We start from the raw sequence: 23,506 nt of genomic DNA, 5'->3' as shown, positions 1-23,506 counted from the left end.
CATGTTTCAGCTGCATAAAAAGAGCCGAAACATGTGAAATATAAGATTGAAATTATTGGTTAAAACTTCTCACCAACACGATTTGACAAAGAACCAAAATCATAATGCGTAGGCATACTTTTAGAAGGACATAAGTAAAACATCCATTTTATAATTCATGACATTATGAATTCCATTCATATGCAACCATTATAAACGAATGAACCATGAAAAGAATTTCCGCCTGATTACAAAGTCAATACTTTCACTTTTCTACCTTTTTAACAGATATGACAAAAGGAACAAGCATTAATACGACACTTAAGATGACTATTAAAACAGCAGGTGCTTGACTTACACGCAAGCCTTCCGCTATGAAGAATAGCTGTATACCTACCAAAAGACAAAACAACCCACTTATAAAATATTTAAACATTTATACGCCCCCTCTCTAATATGTTCATTCCATTATTGATTACTTCATAAATTTAGCATCATCCATCTATCCTTTCTATTTTTCAATAAGAATTTCTTCATCAGATCCGCTTATAATATTGTTATTTCTGTAAACAACCACTGACTGAAGTCATCGCCCGTGTAATCCAGTATTTTCGACTGACGCTTCATTGTAATTTTGGCATGCCATAATTACAATGAAGCTAATTACAAACTCAAGGTGCAACCAATTCAACTTTAATCCTATCCGGATCCTCAAAATAAACAGCGTAATGTGTTTCTCCACCCGCAAAGGGATGTCGATCTTTATAAAGAATGTCGACTCCCTTCTGTTCTATCTTTTTCGTAATCTCATCGACATGCTGACGCGAACGAGCATGGAAAGCTAAGTGATTGAGACCGACTCCACATCTGTGATAGGGGCTATCTTTAAAACGGTCTTCTACTTGTACAAAGACAAGATACATGTCCCCACTCTTCCAACTTTGTCCTTTCTCCCATGATTGAAAAAGTGTGTAACCTAATTCTTCTAACAGCCAGCCCCAAAAGTTCATGGATGTTTCTAATTCAGAAACATATAATTCTATATGATGAATCAACCTTTTCCCCTCCCTTATATATACTATAATGGTTTTAGCAAATCATTAGCAACTTGTTATTTATAAGGGCGTAGAATAATGCAAAACAAAAAGTTTATCCCCCTAATAAACATAAGTATTTTCCTGATTGTCTTCATACTTCATGCACTCGGTAATTTTTAGATAATTTATGGTATCTATTGGTTAGGCTCATCATACTCGTCATGGTCAAGAGGATGTTCACTAGAGTAAAGCAGACTAAACTTAAAACTTACCCCCACCTACTTGCATTCTAGTTAACGTAATCATGTAAAATAACTCCTTCAATGGTTGTTGTTTGCTCCTTGTATCATCCTGTCATATAATATGATTACGGAAAGTAACCGAAAAGGTTGCCTATCTCTTTACTATAAACACAATTGGAGCGTTTTATATGTATCAACAATTAAGCCACGAACGACATTTATTAAGGATATCAGTGTATGGCGCATTATTTTTTGCGATTACAGGGATTGTTTTTGGTATTCTCTCCGGAGCACAAATGATTGTTTTTGATGGATTATATTCATTAGTTAGTCTCATTCTATCCATGATTTCTCTATTTGCTTCCCACTATATGCGTAAAACCGATGTCAAAAACTTTCCTTTTGGCAAAGACAAAATTGAGCCACTCGTGATCATTATTAAGTATCTTGTGATACTTATCCTTGTCGTCACCTCTTTCACTGAAGCGACGATGGCAATAATCAGTGGGGGAAGAGAAGTTGATATCAATCTCGCTTTATCTTATTCCGTTTTCGGGACGTTGTTATGTGTAGGCATTACGTTTTACATCAAACACCGTGCGAAACAAGTGCAATCCGGACTTTTACATGCTGAGGCTAATCAATGGTTAATGGACTCGCTTGTCAGTGTCGGTGTTTTAATCGGTTTTTTACTGTCTCTCATCTTCGGTTTAATGCCTGGTTTAAATGATTTTATTCCCTATATCGACCCGATAATGGTCGTTATTGTTTCACTTTACTTTATTCGTGTCCCTATCAGTGAAATCGGATCAAGTCTTAGAGAACTACTGGACATGCCACCAAAGGGAAAGGTTCCAGATCAAATCAAGCAATATGTCAAAACCATTCGGATCGAGCATGAGTTTATCGAAGCTTTTACACGTGTCAGCAAGGTCGGTCAAACATTATGGGTTGAGGTTGATTTTGTTGCTGAAGCGGAGAGCGAAATTACTGAAACGATTTCTGAACAAGATGAGATTCGGGAACAAATTCATGCCTACCTCTCACAATATCCTTATGAAATCTGGCTTACCGTTTCGTTCACTGAAGATCGTAAATGGGCGATATAATTTAAACAAGCCAATAAAAGCATCTGCTTTTATTGGCTTGTTTTTCTCTTTTTCAACAGTTAATACCTCAAATTATCTTGTTATTTTGTTATATTTAAGAGGAAATATTTCTTCTTACCACGACGAATAATGGTAAATACACCGTCAATTAAATCCTCTGACTGTAATGTATAATTTACGTCTTGATTCCGTTCGCCGTTAATGTAAATCGCTCCGTTTTGAACATCTTCTCGTGCCTGACGTTTTGATGACGCAATTTTAGCTTCAACGAGTAAATCAACGAGCGTTTGATTTTGTAACGTGATGTCACTTGATGGCACATCTTTAAAGCCCTGCTTAATTTCTTCACCGTTTAATTGTTTAATATCTCCACTAAAGAGCGCTTGGGTAATACGTTTGGCCTGTGCGAGTGCTGCTTCCCCGTGCACCATCTCAGTAATTTCTTCGGCTAACTTAATGTGTGCTTCTCGCTTCTCTGGCGCTTCTTCTAACGATTGTTCTAGTGCATCGATTTCTTCAATCGATAAGAAGGTAAAGTATTTTAAGAATTTTACAACATCGCGGTCATCCGTGTTGATCCAGAATTGATAAAATTCATATGGGCTTGTCTTATCTTTATCTAGCCAAACCGCTCCACCAGCTGTCTTACCGAATTTCGTCCCATCCGCTTTTGTGATAAGTGGCACAGTTAAACCAAATACTTTAGCATCTTCTCCTTCTTTTCGCGTACGACGAATGAGTTCCATTCCTGCAGTAATATTCCCCCACTGGTCACTTCCCCCGATTTGTAACGTGCAATTTTCTTTATCAAATAAATTCATGAAGTCATAAGATTGTAAAATCATATAAGTGAATTCAGTGAAACTAATACCGTTCTCAAGACGGGATTGGACTGAATCTTTCGCTAACATGTAGTTAATACCGAAGTGTTTACCCGTATCGCGTAAAAATTCAATCAATGTTAATGAACCTAACCATTCTTTATTGTTACGAACAACGGCGCCATTGTCTGACCCGTCAAATTTTAAAATGGTCGCAAGTTGCTGTTTAATTTGTTCACTAAAGTAATCCACTGTTTTTTCATCATTAAGTTGACGCTCATCTGTCCGACCACTAGGGTCACCAATCATACCAGTCCCACCACCAATTAAAGCGATCGGACGGTGCCCTGCTTTTTGGAATCGTTTAAGCATAAGCGCTGGCACTAAGTGACCAATATGCAGAGAATCTGCCGTCGGATCAAAACCACAGTAAAGTGTGACAATATGATCGGTTAAATGTTGTTTTAGACCTGCTTCATCGGTAAATTGTTGAACCAGTCCGCGCTGTTCTAAATCTTGAATAATGTTCATAAGTATTCTCCTCTATTCTATTTTTTTTAATGATGACCTTAAAAGTCAATAACCCAGGGTTGGAATTCACAGGGGTTGTTGACTACTTACTAAACTCAAACATAGCCATTTTTTGCAAATAAAAAAACAGTGCGTTCAAAAAGGGACGAATTTCTTCGCGGTACCACCCTCATTGCATTCACTGCCACTTCGTTCGTTAACGATATCACTACCGTCTTTTTGCTCATCACAAAAAGAAGCTCAAGCACGTAATTCATCATGTCACTATTTACTGACTTCCACCAACCGTCAGCTCTCTATAAAAGGGAGTGTATGACTACTGCAAACTCTCATCGCCGTTAAAATATGATATTGATACTATTTTAAACATAGAACCGAGAAGTAAGCAAGCTTTTTTTAATTAAAATCTTATTTTTTCGTCCTTCAGACATCATCTATGTTATAATTAATGTTGGAATTTTAGGAGGTATAAACAATGAATCAACCTAATAAAGATGCACTTAAACAGATATGGGAAAAAATTAGTCAAACTGTCCCTAAAATATTCCGCATTAGCTATGATGTAACGTGGAATATCTCACTTTTCTTCATTATTTTATTTGTAGTCGGAGCCTTTTTTGTCGGCGGTCTAGGAGCTGGCTACTTTGCAGCCTTAGTTAAGGATGAACCGCTGCGTAGTGCCGAAGACATGACAACGGCCATATATAATTATGAAGCGACATCAGAAATATATTTTGCTAATGACATTTTCATGGGTGAAGTCGGCTCTGACATTTATCGTGAAGAAACAACGGCTGACCAAGTATCACAAGATATTATTAATGGCGTCATCGCCACGGAAGATGAGTATTTCAAAGAACACAAAGGTATTGTTCCTAAAGCTATTTTACGTGCCGTGTTCCAAGAGTTAACTGGTGCGGCAACCCAAACAGGTGGCAGTACGTTAACCCAACAAATTATTAAAAATCAAATCCTTACAAATGAAGTTTCCTTCGATCGAAAAGCAAAAGAAATCTTGCTGGCTTTACGAGTTGAAAACTTCTTAGAAAAAGATGAAATTTTAGAAGCTTATCTTAATATTGTGCCTTTTGGCCGTGATGCAAATGGTCGGAATATCTCGGGGGTTCAAACCGCAACGGAAGGTATTTTCGGGGTTAATGCTAATGAAGTGAATCTCGCACAAGCCGCTTTCATTGCCGGTCTCCCTCAGAGTCCGATTATGTATAGCCCCTTTACCAATGGTGGACAAGTAAAAAGCGCGGAAGGTTTAGCACCAGGACTTGAAAGAATGAAGACAGTCCTTGACAGGATGCTACGCAATGAATATATTACCCAAGATCAATATGATGAAGCTCTTCAATTTGATTTAGTGGCAAGCTTTACAGAAGGTTCGCCGTCTACATTCGAGCGGTATCCTTATTTGACGCAAGAAATTACTAACGACGCAATCGATATTTTTAAAGAAAAACTTGCCCTTGAAGATGGTTATACACTTGAAGAACTCAATTCAAACGATTCATTAATTGAACAATATGAAATTTTAGCTGACCGTGAGATCTCTCAAGGCGGTTACAAAATTCATACGACGATTGTCAAAGATATTTATGACGTTTTCCAAGAGGTAAAAAATAATTATAACAATTATGGTCCTAATAAAATCGCGAAAAATAACGCGAATGGAGATACCATTATGACTGAGGACCCCGAAACAGGTGAGCTAATCCCTTATAACGCCCCTGTTCAAGTGGGAAGCTTTTTACGTGATAATAATACCGGCGCGATTTTAGCTTTTGTCGGTGGTCGAGATTTCGATCTGCAAAATCGTAATTTTGCGACAAACGCTCCCCGTCAGATGGGATCAACGGCTAAACCGTTGCTCGCTTATGCACCTGCACTTGAGGAAGGCTTACTGCAACCTGGCTCTATTATTGCTGATGCTAAGTTTACTTATAGCGGCTCACTTAGCGAAAATTGGACACCAACGAACTTCAGTTCATCTCGTTTTTATGGCCTAACGACAGTAAGAAACGCCTTAAAACAATCGTATAATGTTACTGCTGGTAGAGTTTATATAGACTTATTAGAAAATGCTAATCCCGTTCCAGATTACTTACTTAAAATGGGATTCAGTAACTTCCCAGAAGAAAAATACCGTTTGCCATCAATGGTACTAGGTAGCCATAACGCAACAGTCGAAGAAAATACAAATGGTTATTCAACTTTCGGTAATGATGGGCAGTATACCGATAGCTTTATCATTAGTAAGATTGAAAATGCTGACGGTGAAGAAGTGTATACGCATGAATCAACGACAGAACGCGTATTTAGCACCGAAACCAATTATTTAATGATTGATATGATGCGAGATGTTCTACTTAGCGGAACAGGAAGGACCGCTCGAAGTAACTTATCTAACCCTAATATTGATTGGGCTGGTAAGACAGGGACATCCAACAACTTTAGAGATACATGGTTCATTGCGACAAACCCTAACGTCACACTCGGAAGCTGGATGGGTTATGAATACGAACAACCAATGAATACCGGCTATAGTGGCCGTAATCAAGTGTTCTGGGCTCAATTAGTTAATGCGGCTACCGAAGTAGCTCCAGAGATTATGGCGCCGTCTGAACGCTTTGCACGACCAAACAATATTGTGTCACGGTCATTTAGTTTAGTCTCAGGTATGTCACCGTCTAGTCTTACAAGTGAATTAGGACTGGTTGGGTCAGACATCTTTAACTCAAAATATGTACCAAAAGAAGAAGACTACAGTATCATTTCAGCAGACGTTGTCAATGTTGGTGATAGTGCTGTACTTGTTGATGATCAAACACCAAATGAATTCACATCTAGTTCAGGTTATATGTTTAATCCAGACTGGCTAAAAGATAAAGGATATGACGAACTTATAGACATTACTCAGCTATACCCTTCACGTAATGGTGGCTGGGAACGTTTGTTACTTCCAAATCTAAGCGATGAAGACATTGAAGATAGCGGCGAGCGTCCGCTTGCGCCAACAGGTGTATCAAAATCAGGTAACGTCTTAACTTGGCAACAGTCACGTAGTAGTAATGTGATTGGTTACCGGATCTACCGGGCCAATGATCCTGATAGTAACTTTAGTCTGTTAGATTCAACAACAAACAATCAATATAATGTGGGAAATTCACCCGCTGTTTATCAGATTAGAGCCGTTGATTACTTTGGACGTGAATCACAACCATCGATTCCATTTGTCGATGGCGACTTTACAGAAGAAGAACCCGAACAGCCGGATCCACCTGAAGCGCCAGAAGATAATGAATCAGATGATACAAATGGTGACACAACACCACCTGATGATGATTCTTCAGATGATGGCTCAACCGATGGCGATTCAACAGATAATGAATCACCCGGTGATAACTCGAATGGACCGACATCTTAATAAATGGTTATGATTAATACAAAAAGCGACTCAACAACTGAGTCGCTTTTTTAGTATTAAAAAAACAAGCATTATACACGTTCGGTTGTATAATGCTTGTTTCACTATTCTGAGGTTAACTCTTGTCCCAGTTCAAGAATGACAATCTCTACTCGGCGATTTCTGCGCCAGTTTTCAACAGAATCATTTGGAACAATAGGACGCGTATCACCGTATCCTACTGCTATAAAGCGTTCTTGATCCAAATCATGTTGGTCTAAAATAAACCGAATAACAGAACTTGCTCTCGCACCAGATAACTCCCAGTTGGACGGATAGACTGCCGTTGAAATCGGGCGATTATCCGTATGTCCTTCTACCCGGACTTCATTTGGAATATTTTTAAGTAATAATCCGACTTTATCTAAAAAAGGTTCGCCTTCAGCTTTAACATTTGCTTCTGCTGTTTCAAACAGAACCCGTTCTTGCAATACTAACACGACACCTTGGTCGGTTCGATTGGCACTAATAACATTTTCTAAGTCATTTTGTTCGAGATAACCTTCCACTTCTTCGAGCAGTTCATCTAACTCTTCTTCATTACCCTCTGTTGATTCGTCTAAGTCGTCAACATCATCATCAAATAAGTTATTTTTAAAGTCTGTTGCTCCCTCATCATTTTGATTCGGATTTGAATTTTCTGTCGGGTTATCCATATCCATATTCGAAGGAAAACCAGTAAAGATCATACGATTACGAAACGACTCTGCTACCGCTTCAAATCGAGCAGCATCAATTTGTGACATAGAAAATAACAGAATAAAAAACACAAGAATCAATGTCATCATGTCACTAAATGTCGTCATCCACGCCGGTGCGCCTTTTTTAACCTTTTTATTAGGACGCTTCATTTCTGACTTCCTCCGTCTCGGTATCTCCTTGTTCTTCACGACGTTTCCTCATATCATCCGATAAGAAGGCACTTAGTTTTTCTTTTAGAATTCTAGGGTTCTGTCCAGATTGCACACCAATAACACCTTCAACAACAATTTGTTTCATAAAAACTTCTTGTTCTGTTTTACTTTCTAACTTACCTGCCATCGGAATAAAGACAAGGTTCGCTAGTACTGCGCCATAAAAGGTGGTGAGTAAGGCAACCGCCATCTGTGGGCCTAACGTTGACGGATCATTTAAATCATTTAACATCAGTACTAGACCAATCAGTGTTCCAATCATACCCCACGCCGGTGCATATTCGCCTGCTTTTTCAAGAATCAATCGTCCTTTTGAGTGACGATCTTCCATCGCTGTAATTTCTGCGTTCATAATATCATGAATCACTTCCGGTTCGATCCCGTCGATGGCTAACAAAATGCCTTTTTTAATAAACGGGTCTTCCACATTTTCAAGTTCTGTCTCTAACGCCAGCAAGCCTTCACGTCTAGCTCGTTCAGATAAACGTTCAAAGAGAGAGATAAGACCTTCTAAATCCATTTCGTTTTGACTGAATGATTCTTTCACGACACGTCCCATTGACTTCACTTGATCAATATTAAAGTTAATCAATATCGCTGCCATAAGACCACCTATAACGATAATGATTGAGGCCAATTGCACAAAAGCAACAAAACCACCTAAGCCCGCACTTGAAATAATACCAAATGAAATCATGGCAATACCTAAAGTAATCCCTATGGGTGTTAAAATATCTGTCTTTTTCATAAACTCTCCCCTTAGCTTCGAGAAATAAAATAAATTTTGTGTGCAGAGCGCACACAAAATTTATATCGGCACAATTATTATTTTGTTGAGTTTCTTTCTATAATTTGGTGCGGAAGTACGACAGTATTATCTGATACTTCTTCCTTATTCATATACTTCGTTAAAAGGCGCATGGCTACAGCTCCAATGTCATACATAGGTTGAACAACAGTCGAAAGTGTTGGGCGCACCATTTGAGCGAGCCTTGTATTATCAAAGCCAACAACTTCAATATCATTTGGTACAGAAAGACCACGATCTTGAATGCCGTGAATGACACCTAAGGCAATTTCATCTGAAGCGACAAAAATAGCTGATGGACGTTCGTTAAGGTCAAGTAATGTTTCAACCGCTTTAATTCCTGATTGATAGCTTAAATCGCCTCGAATGAGGTAATCATCCTGAACTGATTTTTCAGCGTCTTTAAGTGCGCGTTTATACCCTTCAAATTTTAAAGCATTAGCAGTCGTCTCTTCCAAACCTGTCACAAATGCCACACTTTCATTACCATTATCAAGTAACAATTGAACCGCTTCGAATGCCGCTTGTTCATAGTCAATATTGACAGATGGTGTCTTTTCACTTGCATCTACTGTTGCTGCAAGCACGATTGGGACGGGTGATGTTTTAAACTGATTGATATGTTCCTCTGTAATTTTACCACCCATATAAACGATACCATCTACTTGTTTTTCAAGCATGGAGTTAATTAGCTTAATCTCTTTATCAATATTTTGATCTGAGTTACTTAAAATAATATTGTACTTATACATATTAGCAATATCATCAATACCTCGTGCAAGTTCTGAGAAGAAGATACTTGAAATGTCAGGGATAATCACCCCAACGGTTGTTGTTTTTTTACTGGCTAAACCACGAGCAACCGCATTGGGTCGATAACCTAATCGTTCAATCGTTTCTAATACTTTCTTTCGTGTCGCCGGTTTCACATTGGGATTACCATTAACAACACGTGACACCGTTGCCATCGATACATTTGCTTCACGTGCAACATCGTATATTGTAATATTCATTTTCTTACATCCTCCTCCATCATTTTCACTGTCTAATTCGTATGTATATAGTATAGACTAGCTTTCATAGATATATCAAGAAAATCTCTTGTCTAGTATATCAAATTTATCTATCGTCCGCCTCAAATTCACTTGTTTTTTTTGAAAGAAAATGAAAACAGGCTAATTTTTCTAATATAAAAGCCTAATGGACAGGAAAATCTGTACCATTAGGCTTAGACACGTATTATTTTCTTACAGCTTCCATGAATGCATCAAATTGTTCAAAATTCATTTGTTGTTGCTGATCACTAAGAGCAACCGCTGGATCTGGGTGAACTTCTGCCATAACGGCATCTGCTCCAATCGCAATCGCTGCTTTTGCTGCCGGGATAAGTAAGTCACGGCGACCAGTTGAGTGCGTCACATCCACCATAACAGGTAGGTGTGTTTCTTGCTTCAGAATCGGCACTGCGGTAATATCGAGTGTGTTACGTGTTGATGTTTCATATGTTCTTATACCACGCTCACAAAGAATAATATTACTATTACCTTTTGAGTGAATATATTCAGCGGCATTAATAAAGTCAGAGACAGTTGCTGACATACCTCGTTTTAAGATAATTGGTTTATCAACTTCACCTGCCGCTTTAAGCAGTTCAAAGTTTTGCATATTACGTGCACCAATTTGAATCATATCTAAATATTCTGCTGCTTGTTCCATATCTTGTGGTCGTACAATTTCACTTACAACCGCAAGGTCAAACTCATCACCAATACGACGAAGAATTTCTAACCCTTCAAAACCTAACCCTTGGAAATCGTATGGGCTTGTTCTCGGTTTAAAAGCACCACCACGGATTATATTTAAACCGTGTTTCTTAATTTGCTCAGCCACTTTTCTTACTTGTTCGTAAGATTCAACAGCACATGGCCCACAAACAAAGTGAGGTTGTCCATCACCAATCTTTTCACCGTTAATATCAATAATAGTATCTTCACTTTTACGTTTACGTGAAACAAGCATTTCTTTGTGGTAATCTTTTTCTTGTAGTTCTAAACCTGCTTTAAAAATTTCTTTAAATAAATGAATAATCGTCGCATCTTGAAACGGTCCTTCATTTTGATTTTTAATTTTCTCTAGCATTTGATGCTCACGTACGGGATCATATTTTTTATCCGGGCCTTGGTTTGGTTTTGATTTGGCCACTTTCTTAACCAATTCACCGCGCTTATTAATTAAGTTAAGCAAGTCCATATTTAATTCATCTAGCTGTTCTCTTAGTAAATCTAACTGCTCGTTTGACATGTTGATTCCCCCTATGATTAGTTTATCTTTTACATATTCTTTAAACATGCCGCGACATGTTTTTAAAACGAAAGAATGGATAATTAGGATTCATTATAGCTAAAATCATCCGAATTGTCACTACATTGTTTAAATATTTAGTATTTTCTTTAAACTTTTCTACTAAAAAAGGCGATACGAGACAGATAAAATCTGTTAAACTAAAGAATAGAAAGCGTTAAAGATCGTTTAATAAGGAGCTATAAACTATGAAGGATATTATTTTCGCATTAGATATTGGTACGCGGTCAGTCAATGGTCTCCTACTTAATGTCACCGAAGGCAAATATAGATTAATTGACTACGAAAGTATGGAACATACGGAACGTTCCATGTTAGATGGCCAAATTCACGATGTCGTGGCTGTATCTAAAATCATTCATACTGTAAAAGAAAAGTTAGAAGAACGTCACCAAATCACTCTAACGAAAGTATGTGTCGCTGCGGCAGGTCGTGCATTAAAAACAAGACGGACGATCGTATCAACAGATATTCAGAAGCAACCGCTGATGGACCGGGAGGCGATTTCGTTTCTTGAGCTTAGTGCTGTTCAAAAAGCTCAATACGAATTAGCCGAAGAAGAAAAAGATCAAGATCAATTGACCCATTATTACTGTGTGGGTTATTCTGTTTTACAGTATAAATTAGATGGCGATATTATTGGTTCACTCATTGACCAACAAGGTGCGTTGGCTGAAGTTGAAATCATTGCGACCTTTCTTCCTAAAGTCGTCGTTGAATCACTGATTTCGGCTTTAAATCGCGCGGACTTAGACATGGAGGCCCTTACGCTTGAACCGATTGCGGCGATCAACGTTTTAATACCAGAGTCTATGCGGCGTTTAAATGTCGCTCTCGTCGATATTGGAGCGGGTACAAGTGATATTGCCTTAACAGACGCAGGTACGATTACAGCTTACGGAATGGTCTCTAAAGCAGGTGATGAGATTACCGAAGCGATTAGTGATCATTATTTACTTGATTTTAATGAAGCTGAACGCGTCAAGCGAGAAATTACTGAACAAGGTGAAGCAACTCTTCAAGATATATTAGGTTTTGAGACCGTCGTAACTAAAAAAGAACTCGCTATGGATATTAAAGAAGCGATTGATGATTTAGCAACAGCGATCGCATCCGAAATTATGACGTTAAATAAACGGGCACCTAAAGCCGTGATGCTGGTTGGCGGCGGGAGTTTAACCCCTATGCTGACCCACGCTCTAGCCGAAAAACTGCAATTACCCTCTAACCGAGTAGCCACTAGAGGAACAGAGGCGATTAAAGATTTACAAACAGATATCGACGTCCCGCAAGGTCCAGAATTCATTACACCTATTGGTATTGCGATTGCCGCCAAACAAAACCCTGTCCACTATATTAGCGTCACAGTCAATGACCGCGCGGTTCGATTGTTTGATATGAAACAACTGACTGTGGGGGACTGTTTACTTGCCGCTGGTATTGAGATTAAGAAAATGTACGGGAGACCAGGGATGGCTTATATGATTACGGTCAATAGTCAAACTATCACCTTACCTGGTACTCACGGCACACCACCTAAAATTCAGTTAAATGGTGAGAGTATCCATGTTGATGCATTAATCCATCATAACGATAAAATGCTCGTTGAAAAAGGGGATGATGGCAAGGAACCTGAGGTTACCCTTCTAGATGTTGTCGGTGATATTCAACCCTTTAACATTTATTTTAATGAGCAATCCTATAAGGTCTTCCCAATGATTAAGGTGAATGACAAACCGACAACGCTCGAGTACCCACTTAAAGATGGTGACCGAGTAGAGCTCATTGAACAAATCGATTTACAATCGTGGCTAAATCAATCAGAGTTTCATTACTTAGCGCATGAGCCTGAAATATTTGCTATTTATCTTGATGATAAATTCATGCCTTTTGAAGCTGTTTCAGAACGTTTACTTATTAACAATAAACCCGCAACCATGCAAACAAAATTAAGAGCGCAAGACAAAATTAGTTACAGCCCTCTGCAAAAAGTAACGAAGGAAAGACTCGTTGATTTATTAAACCTCGATCTTACTGAGCAGATCAACGTCACATTTAATGGTGAACCGGTAACGATAGAAAAAGCGAAGCGGGCCCTATATCATCATGACCGACAATTGCAAGACGACGATCTTATTGAACCGTTGTCTAAGTTAACGTTAAAATCTTTACCAGACACAACCTTTGTTTTTCAAGATGTGTTTAGATATGTTCACTTTGATTTAATGAAACAACGCGGACATGTTTGTATTCTTAAAAATAACGCCCCAACCACCTTTTTAGATCCAATAACCGGTGGAGACATATTAGAAATCAAATACGAGTCAAAGACTTAACACACTTAATCACTGAGAGGTGACTCCTAATAATTTCTAGCTTATCAAGAAGAAAAGAACCCCTGTGACACTTTAATTGTGTCATAGGGGTTCTTCTATTGATGCTTACTTTTCTTTTACGTCTTCAGCGCCTTCTTTTACAGCCTCTTTTACTTTTTCAGCCGCATCTTTTGCCGCTTCTGCTTTTCTTTCAGCTGTGTCTTTTGCCGCTTCCGCTTTTGCTTTTACTTCTTCGGCTTTAGCATCTACAACGTCTTCAACGTCTTCTTGTAAATCATCTGCGTCCGATTTCATTGCTGCTTTTTTCTTTTTTAACTCTTCTGTTGTTTCGTTAATTTTATCTTGTACATTTTTTTTCGTCTCATTGAATTTTGATTGGAAATCTTGAGATTTTTCAGTGACTGTTTGTTGGATATCAGCCGTTCTATCCTTTGCATAAGATTTGAATTCATCTGATTTCTCTAAAGCTTTATCTTTGTAAACAAGAGCTTTTTCTTTTACTTCATTTGCTCCTTTATTAATATCTTGTCTTACTTCTTTACCTGATTTAGGTGCAAATAATAAGGCCACTGATGCCCCTACAATACTACCGATCAGTGAACCGATAAGAAAGTCCTTTGCATTAATATTGTCGTTTGTTTTATTTTCTTGGTTTGTCATAAATAATTCCTCCTTAAAATTTTTACTAAGTCGTTATATATAGTCTATTACTTAGTACGTTTTTTATCTTTCTTTTTCTTAAATACTTCCATAGCAACATTGCCCCATTTAATGGCTTGGGCTGTTTCTTCTTTATTTTCGACAGCAATTTTAGAGATTGTATCAGATACTTCTTTAACAGAAGCGCTAAACGTCGTAAACGTTGAGCTTAAACCACTTATACTATCGACAAGTCCATTTAATTTATCCGCTTTCTGATTAATATCCTCTGCTAATGCATTGGTTCGATTAAGTAATAGGGTTGTTTCTGTTGTAATACCTTCCATTTGTTTCTCTAAGCCTTCTAAAGTATTTGCCACACTTGTCATCGTACGCTCAGACTCTTTTAATAAACGCACAAGATAAATCACAAGTACAGCAAAAGCAATCGCAGCAATTAATGCCGAGATGTAGAGAAGGTTATCCATACTAATCACTCCCTCATCATTTATTTGTCTTTATAAATTTGTTCTAGTGGTGTTTACCCTGTTTTAAAATTTTGTAAACTTAAAAAAATAAAAAACTGACCACTCATCACTTAATTCGTCATGTTAGTCAGTTTTTCCTTCTTAGTTGTTTAAATGTTTTTCATAAGCTGTTTGGAATGATTGAATATCTCCTGCACCCATAAAGACAATAACATCCGCCTGATTCTCGGCCAGTAGCTCGATGTTACCCAACGTGACATAACGGCAATCTTCGATCAGATCACCAAGATTTTCAATCGATAATTTACCAACTAACTCCCGAGCCGATCCAAATATATCCGTTAAATACACATGGTCAGCAAGCATTAAACTATCCGCAAATGCTTGTAAAAACATTTTTGTTCGCGAATACGTATGTGGCTGAAATACTGCCGTTACTTTTTTATTTGGATACTTTCTTCTAATTGAATCGAGTGTTGCTTCAATTTCTTTCGGATGGTGCGCATAATCATCAATCAGGACTTGATCCCCTACACGTTTTTCAGAAAAACGTCGCTTAACACCACCATAGGTCTCTAAGTGTTTCATTTGATCACTCTCAAAACCTTCATAGTGACAAAGCGCAATCACTGATAAAGCATTTAGAACATTATGCTTTCCAAAGAGGGGAATTGTAAATGTATCATAAAAATCATGACGCACATACACATCAAACGTTGTACCTGTTTCGGTTTCCCGCATGTCTTTCGCTTGAAAATCATTATCCTCACTAAAACCATAATAGACAACCGGTACTTTTGCTTGGATTTTATGCAAGTACTCATCATCACCACAAGCAATGATACCCTTTTCCACTTGCTCTGCCATCGATTGAAAAGCAGCAAAGACGTCATCGATACTCGAAAAATAGTCTGGATGATCAAAATCAATATTCGTCATAATGGCGTAATCTGGCTCATAACTTAAAAAATGACGGCGATACTCACAAGCTTCAAACACAAAATAGCGGCTATCTGCATGTCCGACTCCTGTACCATCACCAATTAAATAGGATATAGGTTCGATATTTTTTAACACATGACTAAGTAAACCAGTTGTAGACGTTTTGCCATGCGCCCCTGTCACCGCAATGCTTGTATATTGATTAAGCCACATACCTAAAAACTCATGATATTTATAAATGGTTAAACCTAAAGCTTTTGCTGCTTTCACTTCTTCGTGTTCATCACTAAAGGCATTTCCTTGGATAATCGTTAAACCTGGCTGGATATTATCTTTAGAAAAAGGTAATACCCTGATGTCTTTTTCAAGTAAGGCTTGATCTGTAAAAAATGTCTTCTCAACATCGGAACCTTGAACAGTTTCGCCTTCATCATGAAGAATATGTGCAAGTGCGCTCATACCTGTTCCTTTTATACCAATAAAATGGTAAATTGTCATAAATTTTACCCCCGTAAGTGTCTAACGCTGTTCTCATACTGCCTAGCAGTTACTTTATTGTAACGCTTAAACAGCACAATTATGCATTATATCATAGAATGATTAAAAACTAAATCATTAAGGATAACTACTGGTGAAATTGCACTTTTTCAAGCCGTGGATTAGGACGATATCGGCGACCAAATTTAGATTCTGGTTTACCGTTTAAAATCACACTATCACCGGTGAATCCAATCTTATTATCAAGTAAACTACGTCCAACGCCGTATATATCAACCGGAACATGTTGTTTTTCAAATCGTTTAATTTTCTCCTCGGTAAAGCCACCTGTCGCAATGATTTTTACATGATCAAACCCTTCATCATCTAGTGCTTGACGTAGAGCAAAGATAAGTTCTGGATTGACTCCTCGCGGGTCAAATGGTCCCATAATATGCTCATTGCGTAAGAAATACTTATCAACAACGTTGTTAGATGTGTCAAGACGTACGCCTTTTAATTCCTCTTTAAAAGCATGCGCGACTTTTAATGAATCGGTGATAACATCATTATTATAATCAACGAGTACCATCAGTTCGTCATCTGGATAGACTTCTTTGTAGGCTTTTGATGCGGCAACAACGTCACCTTCAAACAATTGAATGAGAGCATGCGGCATCGTGCCCATGCCGGTTTTTCCCCACCATTCATTCATCGCGTGGGTCGCTTGAGCAGTTGATCCACCGATAAATGCGGCGTAACCGTCTCCCGCTTGTTGGGTATAGTGATCATCTCTATCTCCCATAAACATGACCGGTTTTTGTTTACCTGATGTCCGCCCTGCTTTTACTACGTTATAGACATTAGTCGCAACCGAGGTACGACGCGCTAATATACCGTCAATAATCCCTTCTAAATAACCAAATGATTGATAAGGGCCTTTAATCGTTAAAACTGTTTCAAATGGACTGACTTTATCACCATCTTTTAGCGAATGAATTTCTAAATTTTCCGGCTCATCGCTAAATGTATGTAATAGCGCAATCGCCTCATCCGTTCCACAAAGTACTGCATGATTTTTTTGGAAAAACTGCATGATCACTTCATTATTCGGACGTTTCTTTTGGGCAATTTCCTTTGTTTTCAAGAAATAAACAGCTGAGAACCAACCATCTTTAATACGTTCATCAAACTTAAATGTTTTATTAGTCAAACGGTCAATCTTACCATTTAATTTTAAACTGATTTCTTTTTCCATTCGTATTAACCCCTTATTTTCATTTATTTATTTTTATTTTACCGCTCTGTCTGACGTAAATGCGTTAATTCCTCTTTAGAGACTAGAATCGTGCGTGGTTTGCTTCCATTTTGTCCAGAGACAATCCCCTGGTTTTCTAATGAGTCTATAATCCTTGCTGCTCTATTATAGCCTATTTTGAAACGACGTTGAAGTAAAGAAGTGCTGATTGTCTCGTTTTCTGATACGAAATTTAACGCTTCGTCATATAATTCATCCGTCATTTCTTCTTGTTCAATAGACTGTAGTAATTCTTCTTGTTCGAATAAATAGTTTGGCTGACTTTGTTGTTTTAAATACCTTGTGACCCGTTCAATCTCATCATCTGATACATATGCGCCTTGAATTCTTACTGGGTGCCTTGCCCCGTTTTCAACAAACAACATATCGCCTTTACCTAATAACCGCTCAGCTCCTGCTGTATCTATCATCGTGCGTGAGTCCACTTGAGATGCCACACTAAAGGCAATACGCGAAGGTATATTAGACTTTATCAGTCCTGTCACGACATCGACAGATGGTCGTTGCGTCGCAAGAAGCAAGTGAATCCCAGCAGCACGTGCTTTTTGAGCTATACGACAGATAGCGTCTTCCACATCTTGTGGGGCAGCCATCATTAAATCGGCCAACTCATCGATGACAATGACAATCATCGGTAAGGTCGCTTGACCACTTTGACGCATCTTCTCGTTATAGCGAGATAAGTCTCGCGCCCCACTTTCAACAAATTGTTGATAACGTCGTTCCATCTCTTCAACAGCCCATTTGAGCGCTTGAGTGGCGGCTTTTACATCAGTAATAACCGGGCTAACTAAATGCGGCAAGGCATTGTATGGTTGAAGCTCAACCATTTTCGGATCAATAAGAAGTAAGCGCACTTCCTCTGGGGTTGCCTTATAAAGTAACGATAAGAGTATAGTATTGATACAGACACTTTTTCCTGAACCCGTCGCACCTGCGATAAGACCGTGCGGCATTTTTTGAAGATCTGTTACAATGGCTTCACCTGAAATATCAAGACCTAGTCCGACCGTTAAAGGTGATGACGCCTGTTGAAAAGTAGCTGAAGCGAGAATTTCACTTAACATTACCGGACGGGTTGCATCATTTGGGACTTCAATCCCAATCGCATGTTTACCTGGAATGGGCGCTTCAATTCGGATGTCTTTTGCTGCTAAACTTAACTTCAAATCATCGCTTAGGTTTTTTACTTTACTTACTTTCACACCTGTCTCAGGTTTAATCTCAAAACGGGTGACACTTGGACCTTGCATCACGTTAACAACCTCTGCTCTGACATTAAATTGGCTGAGTGCCTCAATTAAACGGGTTGATTGTTCACGTATAAACGTATCATCCTCATTCGCAGATACGACCGGGTCGTTTAATAAATGAAGTGGTAGTGCTTGGATGGTTGATTTTTCAACTGTTAGAGGCAGGTCATTATTTGGCATTGCCCTTTTCTCAACAGATTGATGACTTACTTGATCTAAGTGTTGATCATGACGTGCCACGGCAGTTCGTGTTTGATTTTTTGTCTTTTCTTGATTATTTATTTGTTCTTGTTGTTTTAAACGATCATAGTAGCGTTTTTTATCACTTGGGCGCATCCGCACGTTAAAGGGTGTGTGACCCTTTCTCATTTCACGTTTAGCTGGTTCGTGAACTGGGGACCGTTTTAGCACTGTTTCCTGCTCATCTGTTTCAGATACTTCCTGATGCACCGGAGTTGATTGAGTTAAAGTAGGTTTATCTTCTTGGCTAACAAGCTTACCGGCATTCACTTCGTTGCTTGTGTTGACATCATTGACGTCTTCCATTCGGATAGAAGTGTTTGACACTTCTTGTTCCTCTCTAATAAACACACCGGTACCTTCTATCCTATCTTCTTCATTTTGTTCAGGTAATGAAGGTTGTACGTCTAGTTGGGTGTCTTTTTCATTTAGGCGAGAGACATCCTCTGTTTCAACTGGTACCTGTCTCTTTTGGCCAATCCGGTCGTATGCATAATCCGACATTTCTCCACGCGTCCGTCTCACTTCGCTTAAAATATTTGATACATAAGCTGGTGATGTGTAATCAGTTGTTTGACGCATGATTTGAGCGGTTTCTGACGTTGCCGCTGTTTTTTGCAGGCGTTTTTTAAAACCATAAACGGGTGACGGAATTTCGGTCACTTTAAATGGTTTGTTTGATCCCTCTTTAGGTGACTTTCGGTCTTCTTTCTCATCTAAAGTCATATCTTGACGGTGTGACTCTCTACTTTTTCCTACTTCATCTATTGAAACAGGAAATTTAAACTCGCGTTCTTTCGGATAATAATAAGTCACTTTCGTATCAATTTTACGATAAGGTGTTCTTTTTTGCTTCACTTGCTTTTCATCTCTATGTATAACGTCTTTCTCCTCATCAGTGCCTTGTTCATCATCAGGATGGAAGAGGTGACTAAAGTGTTGTTTAAATTTATTCCACATATGATTCACTCTCTCTATAAAGTCATTAGTTTCATTTTAACAAAGTTTTCGTTAAAATGGTTTATTTCTACATTATTTTTTCATCCTGAAAAAAAACGCAAAAGAACAAGGTCTTTTGCGCACATCATCTTTAAAATGTAAATTCATCGCCAGCCTTAACCTCATCACCTAAGACATAAATGCCTTTTTCTTCTGGCGCATTTGGTAAGCCTAATTCACGCTGTGAACAAATCATACCAAATGAATCTTCACCACGTAAATTGGCTTCTTTAATTTCCATACCACCTGGCATAAGAGCGCCAACTTTAGCGACAACAACATGTTGGTACTTAGCTACATTAGGCGCACCGCACACAATTTGAACGGTCTCAGTCCCTAAATCAACTTGACAGACATTTAATTTATCCGCATTTTGATGTTTGCGAATATCTTTTACAAAACCTACGACAAACTTGGGTGATAGATCGATATCGAGTGGTTTCTCTAAACCATTTTGTTTTAAAACATCGTTCATCTCACTTAAGAAAGCGCCATCTAACTTAAATTGACCGTCTTTAAGCGAGAAGTACTTTGACGCATGAAAGATATTGTACCCGAGAATTGTCTCATCGGTCGTATCAAAAATTTCTACAACATCACCAAAACGACGAAAACTTGTTTCGTAACGTTTACCTGTCTTAATTGGTAACATAAGGACGTCACCTATTCCTGTTTGATTGTAATACACGTTCATTCTTGACTCATTCCTTTTCTAATTAATCTGTTGGTTTATTCTTTGCCATAACGAAGATCGGCGTAAGAGCATCCTCTTCATATAAAAATGACAAAGCCGTAATCGGCACTTGTCCTTCTGAGAAGAATTGCATGGCCATCTGTTGTAGTATATCATATCCTTTCGGATTGTGAATATCTGCGATAATAAAAGCATCTTGATGTGGGATACAAAATGATAATTCACCTGTCGCGCGCTCTTTTTGATTCTCTAAAAATTCATCAAGCAAAATCCGGCTTGCGGTATAGCCGTCTTGATTTTTAACGAAGTAAAAATCATTCCCTGCCACGGTTTGTTTATTCAAATCAACGGGTAAATCTGCAAGATTCATCAAAGCATAATCATGTAACTGATCTTTTGTCCAACCACTTTCCTGAAGTAAGGCTTGATCGATTAATTGATAACTCGTCTCTAAGTCTAGCGCATAAAAAATCGTTGTTTCCGCTGTGTGTGGAGTCGAAACCAGTTGTTTATCTAAACCATGTGTCGTGTTAAAACTCTCCGCCCGAATCACAGGGAATACCTGTTTTTCATTTCCGCGAAGGCTATGTGTGACTTTTAATTTATTTAAAGATTGTGTAACTTTTTCAACGAGAGGCCACAGTGCTTGGTCCCCTACTTTTTCGTATTTTTCTATTAATTTTGTTAAGTGAATGGTGACGCCTTGATTCGTCTCTTGGTCAACGACACGATACTGATCCGTTTCACGATCAAACTGGGTTTGATACGATGTCTCATCAAAGGCTTGATCCAGCTTTCTTTTTATTTCGAAACTCTTTTGTGACATTCTATTCATCCTTTCAACGTGCATGCATGACTTATTGTATCATGAGTTAAAGGTCAAACAAAAAGAAAGTACCTAGTACTTTCCCTTGTCCTACATATATGACCACTCTGAGCCGTTAAATCTGATCTAAAAATGCCTCGATTTGTTCACGTGTTTTCCGGTCTTTACTAACAAAGCGTTCTACTTCTTCGCCATCTTTATACGCTAAGAAACTTGGAATACCATAAATATCATGCGCGATACAAATATCGATAAATTCATCACGATCAACATACGTGAAGTTTATATCTTCGTATTTTTTTTCTAATTCAGGAATAAATGGCTCAATCACACGGCAATCCGGGCACCAATTAGCTGAAAATAAAAAGACTTGTTTTCCTTGTTGTTTTAATTCTTGAAACTGTGCTTCTGTTTGTAGTTTTTCCAAAGATAATCCCTCCGACTTACTCATAATTGATTTTCATATCACCAAACTGAATCCAGCCTTTTTTCCTCATCCATTCAGACAACAAGAAAGAAATCACCATCGGTCCAATGATATGAACAAAGAGTACCATAAAGAGGACAGACATTTCAAATCCCATGGTTTGAAAACTCATAATTTGACCAACTAAACCACTCGTTCCCATACCAGCACCTGAGGCATTATTCGTCATTTGAAATACGACCGTTCCGAGTGGTGCCATGATCATACCTGCGACTGTTGGCGGAATTAAAATAAGCGGTTTTTTCAATATGTTAGCAATTTGTAACATCGATGTTCCGATACCTTGCGCAATAAAACCACCAAACCCGTTCTCGCGATAACTACTTACCGCAAACCCTACCATTTGAGCAGAACAACCAATCACACTTGCGCCTGCAGCTAATCCGTCCAGTGATAACATTAAGGCAATCGCCACGCTTGAAATAGGGGCTGTTAATGCCCAGCCCATCACAACCGCCACAATAATCCCCATAATAAACGGTTGTTGCGCCGTTGACCAGTTAATAATTTCGCCTAAACCTGTCATCAAACGATCAACGGGGGGACCAATAAAACTACCGACGATAAATCCCACAAGAATCGTCACAAAGGGGGTTAAAATAATATCGACTTTCGTCTCTTTATAAATCAACTTTCCGAACTCACTCGCAAATAAAGCACTGATATAAGCCCCGACCGGGCCAGCTAATTGATAGCCAAACGCCCCCGCAAACAAGGTAGAAAATAATACGAGCGGCGGTGCCTGTAAACTATAGCTTATCGCGATTCCAATGGCCCCTCCAACGACTTTTCCATCCATCGCAAAAGTTCCCATCTCGACGAGACTTTCAGTTATGACCGATGTGCCAAAAAAGTTAGCTAATTGTTCACCAATCGTATTTAAAATGAGTCCAATAATCAACGAGCTAAACAAACCTAGTGCCATAAAGCTTAACGCTTTAATAAAATATTGATGAAATGATACTTCAATATGTTTTTTCTCTAAAAACGTGCGCATGTGACTGCCTCCCTGAATCATACTTATTTTTTATTAATCTTTACAGCTTATCTTACCTTAAGTTTATACAGTTGACAAGACACATGTTGCGCTAAATAGTTTATAGTCATTCCCTCTCATTGAAGTTTGGACATGAGACTTGTTATAAAAGAACGAAAACGTCCATATATGATTTGTTCGATATGTTTATATTGATTTATGAAGTTAATTCGATCATATGTAATTGTATTTTTTTACTTCTTTTCTTTTTATTTACACTGTAATATAATCAAATTATGACAACTGTAAGAGCCCAAAACAAAGTTATGGTAAGTAATCATATTGCATTAGAGGAGGAGACGAATGAAAAGAGTTATTCTTTTGCTTTTTGTTGTGTCAATTATCATTATGATGATGTTTAAATCAGGTCCTGAACCTAGCTTAAGAGGATTTTATCAAACTGTGAATACTGCATTGAAATAGAGCCACTTGAGCGGAAAATAGAGCCATTCAGGGCGGAGAACTGAGCCACTGAGTGCAATGAAGAGAGCCACACC

General features: G+C 38.4%; 19 protein-coding genes and 1 other annotated feature. Of the genes, 3 read left to right on the top strand and 16 right to left on the bottom strand.

Annotated features, from left to right (window positions below; genetic code table 11):
- Positions 1 to 244 precede the first annotated feature (244 nt).
- Together BM390_RS15600 and BM390_RS14020 are read right to left on the bottom strand one after the other, a co-directional pair.
- Complete coding sequence (locus BM390_RS15600; protein ID WP_156321422.1) at positions 245 to 415, bottom strand: hypothetical protein; 171 nt, start codon at positions 413 to 415, stop codon at positions 245 to 247.
- A gap of 235 nt (positions 416 to 650) precedes the next feature.
- Positions 651 to 1,034, bottom strand: a complete 384-nt coding sequence (locus BM390_RS14020; protein WP_089855514.1) for a VOC family protein — start codon at positions 1,032 to 1,034, stop codon at positions 651 to 653.
- A 412-nt stretch (positions 1,035 to 1,446) separates the two neighbouring features.
- On the opposite strand from BM390_RS14020, the gene BM390_RS14015 reads away from it, so the two are divergent.
- On the top strand, positions 1,447 to 2,367 hold the full coding sequence (locus tag BM390_RS14015; protein WP_062323093.1) for a cation diffusion facilitator family transporter: 921 nt from the start codon (positions 1,447 to 1,449) through the stop codon (positions 2,365 to 2,367).
- A gap of 80 nt (positions 2,368 to 2,447) precedes the next feature.
- On the opposite strand, the gene tyrS is transcribed toward BM390_RS14015, so the two are convergent.
- On the bottom strand, positions 2,448 to 3,719 hold the full coding sequence (gene tyrS / locus BM390_RS14010) for a tyrosine--tRNA ligase (RefSeq protein ID WP_062323096.1): 1,272 nt from the start codon (positions 3,717 to 3,719) through the stop codon (positions 2,448 to 2,450).
- 138 nt (positions 3,720 to 3,857) lie between these two features.
- Positions 3,858 to 4,061 (bottom strand) — a binding site (T-box leader).
- Between the two features lie 133 nt (positions 4,062 to 4,194).
- Here tyrS and BM390_RS14005 point away from each other — a divergent pair.
- Complete coding sequence (locus tag BM390_RS14005) at positions 4,195 to 7,152, top strand: transglycosylase domain-containing protein (protein ID WP_089855510.1); 2,958 nt, start codon at positions 4,195 to 4,197, stop codon at positions 7,150 to 7,152.
- A 104-nt stretch (positions 7,153 to 7,256) separates the two neighbouring features.
- Here the strand turns inward: BM390_RS14005 and motS are convergent, their stop codons facing one another.
- The 4 genes from motS to BM390_RS13985 form a co-directional block, all read right to left on the bottom strand.
- The gene (gene motS, locus BM390_RS14000; RefSeq protein WP_062323104.1) at positions 7,257 to 8,042 is read right to left on the bottom strand and encodes a flagellar motor protein MotS; all 786 of its coding nucleotides are present in this window, start codon (positions 8,040 to 8,042) and stop codon (positions 7,257 to 7,259) included.
- Positions 8,029 to 8,853 carry a flagellar motor protein MotP gene (gene motP / locus BM390_RS13995; RefSeq protein ID WP_062323106.1) on the bottom strand — a complete coding sequence of 275 codons (825 nt, stop codon included), beginning with the start codon at positions 8,851 to 8,853 and terminating at the stop codon, positions 8,029 to 8,031. The genes motS and motP overlap by 14 nt, the downstream gene beginning before the upstream one ends.
- Positions 8,854 to 8,930: 77 nt before the next feature.
- On the bottom strand, positions 8,931 to 9,926 hold the full coding sequence (ccpA, locus tag BM390_RS13990; protein ID WP_089855507.1) for a catabolite control protein A: 996 nt from the start codon (positions 9,924 to 9,926) through the stop codon (positions 8,931 to 8,933).
- 226 nt (positions 9,927 to 10,152) lie between these two features.
- Positions 10,153 to 11,214 carry a bifunctional 3-deoxy-7-phosphoheptulonate synthase/chorismate mutase gene (locus tag BM390_RS13985; RefSeq protein ID WP_062323108.1) on the bottom strand — a complete coding sequence of 354 codons (1,062 nt, stop codon included), beginning with the start codon at positions 11,212 to 11,214 and terminating at the stop codon, positions 10,153 to 10,155.
- A gap of 248 nt (positions 11,215 to 11,462) precedes the next feature.
- Here BM390_RS13985 and pilM point away from each other — a divergent pair, with 248 nt between their 5' ends.
- A complete protein-coding gene (gene pilM / locus BM390_RS13980; protein ID WP_089855504.1) occupies positions 11,463 to 13,610 on the top strand; it encodes a cell division protein FtsA in 2,148 nt (715 codons plus the stop codon).
- Positions 13,611 to 13,715: 105 nt separating this feature from the next.
- On the opposite strand, the gene BM390_RS13975 is transcribed toward pilM, so the two are convergent.
- From BM390_RS13975 to BM390_RS13935, 9 genes are all read right to left on the bottom strand, one after another.
- Positions 13,716 to 14,270 carry a YtxH domain-containing protein gene (locus BM390_RS13975; protein WP_062323110.1) on the bottom strand — a complete coding sequence of 185 codons (555 nt, stop codon included), beginning with the start codon at positions 14,268 to 14,270 and terminating at the stop codon, positions 13,716 to 13,718.
- Positions 14,271 to 14,317: 47 nt separating this feature from the next.
- Positions 14,318 to 14,737 carry a DUF948 domain-containing protein gene (locus BM390_RS13970; protein WP_062323112.1) on the bottom strand — a complete coding sequence of 140 codons (420 nt, stop codon included), beginning with the start codon at positions 14,735 to 14,737 and terminating at the stop codon, positions 14,318 to 14,320.
- A gap of 141 nt (positions 14,738 to 14,878) precedes the next feature.
- Entirely contained in the window at positions 14,879 to 16,177 is a 1,299-nt protein-coding gene (gene murC / locus BM390_RS13965; RefSeq protein ID WP_089855501.1) for a UDP-N-acetylmuramate--L-alanine ligase, read from the bottom strand.
- Positions 16,178 to 16,304: 127 nt separating this feature from the next.
- Positions 16,305 to 17,414, bottom strand: a complete 1,110-nt coding sequence (locus tag BM390_RS13960; protein ID WP_062323113.1) for a nicotinate phosphoribosyltransferase — start codon at positions 17,412 to 17,414, stop codon at positions 16,305 to 16,307.
- A 38-nt stretch (positions 17,415 to 17,452) separates the two neighbouring features.
- Entirely contained in the window at positions 17,453 to 19,927 is a 2,475-nt protein-coding gene (locus BM390_RS13955; protein WP_062323116.1) for a DNA translocase FtsK, read from the bottom strand.
- A gap of 130 nt (positions 19,928 to 20,057) precedes the next feature.
- On the bottom strand, positions 20,058 to 20,660 hold the full coding sequence (gene ytpR / locus BM390_RS13950) for a YtpR family tRNA-binding protein (protein ID WP_062323118.1): 603 nt from the start codon (positions 20,658 to 20,660) through the stop codon (positions 20,058 to 20,060).
- Between the two features lie 22 nt (positions 20,661 to 20,682).
- Positions 20,683 to 21,486 (bottom strand): DUF1444 family protein, encoded by an 804-nt coding sequence (locus tag BM390_RS13945; RefSeq protein ID WP_062323121.1) that lies wholly within the window; start codon positions 21,484 to 21,486, stop codon positions 20,683 to 20,685.
- A 115-nt stretch (positions 21,487 to 21,601) separates the two neighbouring features.
- Positions 21,602 to 21,913 (bottom strand): thioredoxin family protein, encoded by a 312-nt coding sequence (locus BM390_RS13940; protein ID WP_062323123.1) that lies wholly within the window; start codon positions 21,911 to 21,913, stop codon positions 21,602 to 21,604.
- Between the two features lie 16 nt (positions 21,914 to 21,929).
- A complete protein-coding gene (locus tag BM390_RS13935; RefSeq protein ID WP_089855498.1) occupies positions 21,930 to 22,970 on the bottom strand; it encodes a PTS sugar transporter subunit IIC in 1,041 nt (346 codons plus the stop codon).
- Between the last annotated feature and the right edge of the window lie 536 nt (positions 22,971 to 23,506).

The sequence above is a fragment of the Halolactibacillus miurensis genome, assembly GCF_900116255.1.
Taxonomy (GTDB): Bacteria; Bacillota; Bacilli; order Bacillales; family Amphibacillaceae; genus Halolactibacillus; species Halolactibacillus miurensis.
Note: the sequence above shows the minus strand (reverse complement) of the source record. Positions and strands in the feature narration are given on the sequence as shown.